We start from the raw sequence: 3,558 nt of genomic DNA, 5'->3' as shown, positions 1-3,558 counted from the left end.
GAGGGGTTGGCCGCGCATCGGCGGGCCCATGGCCTGCCGGCGATCTCGTTGGGCTGGGGCCTGTGGGAGCAGGCCAGCGCCATGACCGGCGGCCTGGCGACCGTCGACTTCGCCCGCTTCGCCCGCGACGGCGTGGTCGGCATGTCGTCGGAGGAGGCGCTGGAACTGTTCGACACCGCGCTCATCCTCGACGAGCCGTTCGTGTTGCCGGCGCACATCGACCTCGCGGCACTGCGGGCCAAGTTCGACGGGGGCACGCTGCCACCGATGTTCGTCGACCTGATCAACGCGCCCACCCGTCGCCAGGTCGACGACTCCCTGGCCGCAGCGAAGTCGAAATCAGCTCTGCTGCAACGCCTGGAAGGCCTGCCCGAGGACGAGCAGCACGCGGTGCTGTTGGACTTGGTGCGGTCGAGCATCGCCACCGTGCTGGGCAACGACAACCCCGAGGCCATCGATCCCGACCAAGCGTTCCAGGAGCTGGGGTTCGACTCGCTGACTGCGGTGGAGATGCGCAACCGGCTCAAAACCGCGACCGGCCTGGCGCTGTCGCCGACGCTGATCTTCGACTACCCGAACTCCGCCGCGCTGGCCGGTTACATGCACCGCGAGCTCGTCGGAACATCCGGGCCAGGCGCCCCGGCCGCGGCCCCCGGCGAGGCCGAGATCCAGCGGGTGGTGAGTTCGATCCCGGTCAAGCGTCTCCGCCAGGCGGGAGTTCTGGAGTTGTTGCTGGCGTTGGCCAACGAGTCCAACGGCAGCGACCTCGGGGTCGGGGGTCAGCCCGCGCCGGCGGCGACCACCGAGAAGAGCATCGCGGACATGGATCTCGACGACCTGGTCAACGCCGCACTGCTGGACAACGATGACTAGCCGGGACAGTCGGTGAGAATCGCGATCACGGGGGCGAGCGGGGTCCTCGGGCGCGGGCTCGCCGCCCGGCTTCTCAGCCGGGGTCACGACGTCGTCGGGCTGGCGCGGCATCGGCCCGAAAGCTGGCCCAGCGCGGCCGAATTCATTTCGGGCGACATCCGGGACGCGGGCGTGGTCAAGCTGTGCGTCGACGGCGCCGACGTCGTCGCGCACTGCGCGTGGGCGAAGAGCCCCGGACCCGCGCACCGAATCGCCGGCCAGGTGAACCTCGGGGGCACGAGGAACGTCCTCGACGCGATGGCACAGAACGGCTCGCGGCGCATCGTCTTCCCGTCCTCGGCCCACGTCTACGGTTGGGACGGCTCCGCGCACATCGAGCACGACGCGAGGGCCCCGGTCGTCGCTGGCGGCGTGCAGCAGGCCCGGGTCGAGGAGATGCTGGCGGCCGCCGACGCTGAATCGGTCGCGATCCGCTGCGCGCTGGTCGTCGGTCGCGGGGTCGACAACTGGGTGCGCCGGTTGCTCGCGCTGCCGGTTTTGCCCGGCGGCGGCGCCGACGGCCCGGTTCAGGTTGTGCATCTCGACGACGCGCTGCGGGTGTTGACCCGTGCCCTCCTGGACACCGGGATCACCAGCGGCCCGGTCAATCTCGCCGCGCCGGGCGTGCCCACGTTCCGCCAGGTCGCCGCCGCGGTCGGCCGGACGGTGGTGCCGGTGGTGGGCCCTGCCGCCGCGCTGCTGCGGCGTAGCCTGCCCTCGCTCTCCGAGCTGGAGTTGTTGCAACGCGCCCCGCTGATGGATACCGCGCGGCTGAGCGAGGAGTGGGGATTCGCAACGGCATGGAACGCCGACGAATGTATTGAGGACCTGGCGCTGGGCATGCGCGGCCGGTTGACGGTGGGCCGCCGGGTGGTCTCCCTGCCGTGGCGGCTGGCCACCATCGACGATCCGCCCGCCGCCGACGTACCCGCCGCCGACGGGGTGGTGCCCGTCCCGGGCGGCCCCGAAGGGCTCGACGGCGAGTTCGACACGCCGATCGACCCCCGTTTTCCGACCTTCCTGGCCACCAATCTGTCCGAGGCGCTGCCCGGGCCGTTTTCGCCGTCCTCGGCGTCGGTAACCGTCCGCGGGCTTCGCACTGCCGGCGTGGGCGTCGCCGAGCGGCTGCGGCCGGGGGGGATCATCCAGCGCGAAATCGCCATGCGCATGGTCGCGGTGTTCGCCCACCGCCTATACGGGGCGATCACAACGGCGCATTTCATGGCGGAGACGGTGCCGTTTGTCAAGCCCGCGACGGTCGTCAGCAAGAGCGGGTTCTTCGGCCCCAGCATGGCGTCTCTTCCGATCTTCGGCGAGGAACGCCCCTCGCTGGAAATACTTTGGGGGCGCAGACAACTGCGTACTATCCGCAACATCGGGGTGTTCGCCGTCAACCAGATCGGCCTGAGTGCCGGTTCGACGCTGGACACCCGGGCGTTCGTCGCCGACATCGACCGCCTGGAGCGTCTCGCGGTCGGTGACCTCACCCGCCTCGACGACGGCCGGCTCCTCAGCCTCATCTCGTTGGCGCGCGATCACGTGGTGCACAGCTGGGTGCTGTCCTCGGGGTCGTTCATGCTGTGCGCCGCGTACAACGTGATGTTGCGCGGTCTGTGCGGGCGAGATACCGCCCCGTCGGCCGGCCCGGAGTTGGTCAGCGCGCGGTCCGTGGAGGCGGTGCAGCGGCTCGTGGTTGCGGCGCAACACAACCCGGATGTACCGCGGCTGCTTGCCGAGCCGGGGGAGCGCCTCGGCAAGCTGGCGATCGAGGCCCCGGAGTTTCACGCTGCGGTGCTGACCGAGCTGGATCTGATCGGGCACCGCGGTCCCGCCGAACTCGAGATGCTCTCGACCAGTTACGCCGACGACCCGGAGTTGCTGGTTCGGATGGTGGCCCGGACGATCGGTGCACCGCCGGCGCCGGCTCCGCAGCACCCGCGAATCCCGTTGCAAGCCAGACCCGTCGCGGCGCTGTTCGTGCGGCAGCTGCGCGACCGGGAGGTGCGCCGGGACAAGATGGTGCGCGCCAACTGGGTGCTGCGCGGGTTGTTGCGGGAATACGGGCGCCGCCTGGCCGACGCCGGCGTCATCGATGCCGCCGCCGACGTGTTCTACCTGCTGGTCGACGAGCTCGACGCGCTTCCGGCGGACGTCGCGGAGCTGGCGGCCCGCCGCCGCGCCGAACGACTCCGGCTGGCCGGCGTCGTCCCGCCGGCGGTCTTCAGCGGAAGCTGGCAGCCGGCGACCGCATCGACGGCGGTGCTGGGCAGCGGCGGCACCCTGCGCGGCGTCGGCGTCTGCGGGGGACGGGTGCGCGGTCGGGTGCGCATCGTGCGGCCCGAGACCATCGACGACCTGGAGCCCGGAGAAATCCTCGTCGCCGAGGTCACCGACGTCGGTTATACGGCCGCCTTCTGCTACGCCGCCGCGGTGGTCACCGAGCTGGGCGGGCCGATGTCGCATGCGGCCGTGGTGGCCCGGGAGTTCGGCTTCCCGTGTGTGGTCGACGCCCAGGGGGCCACCCGCTTGCTGCCGTCCGGGGCCCTCGTCGAGGTCGACGGCGCGACGGGAGAGATCCAGGTGCTCGAACCGGGCCCGGACGCTCATCCGGTGCTTCCGGAAAACAACGACACCCCTTGATTCGAC

2 protein-coding genes are annotated in these 3,558 nt (G+C 71.0%); both read left to right on the top strand.

Going from position 1 to position 3,558, the window contains the following annotated elements; all coding sequences use genetic code 11:
- Positions 1-873 (top strand): beta-ketoacyl reductase (locus ACOJVU_RS16975; RefSeq protein WP_421530831.1); only part of this gene is annotated, 873 nt, incomplete at its 5' end.
- 12 nt (positions 874-885) lie between these two features.
- Positions 886-3,552 carry a sugar epimerase family protein gene (locus tag ACOJVU_RS16970; RefSeq protein ID WP_421530830.1) on the top strand — a complete coding sequence of 889 codons (2,667 nt, stop codon included), beginning with the start codon at positions 886-888 and terminating at the stop codon, positions 3,550-3,552.
- The last annotated feature ends 6 nt before the right edge of the window (positions 3,553-3,558 follow it).

This window comes from Mycobacterium sp. THU-M104 (assembly GCF_049197365.1).
Taxonomy (GTDB): domain Bacteria; phylum Actinomycetota; class Actinomycetes; order Mycobacteriales; family Mycobacteriaceae; genus Mycobacterium.
This window is presented reverse-complemented; position numbering and strand designations above follow the sequence as displayed.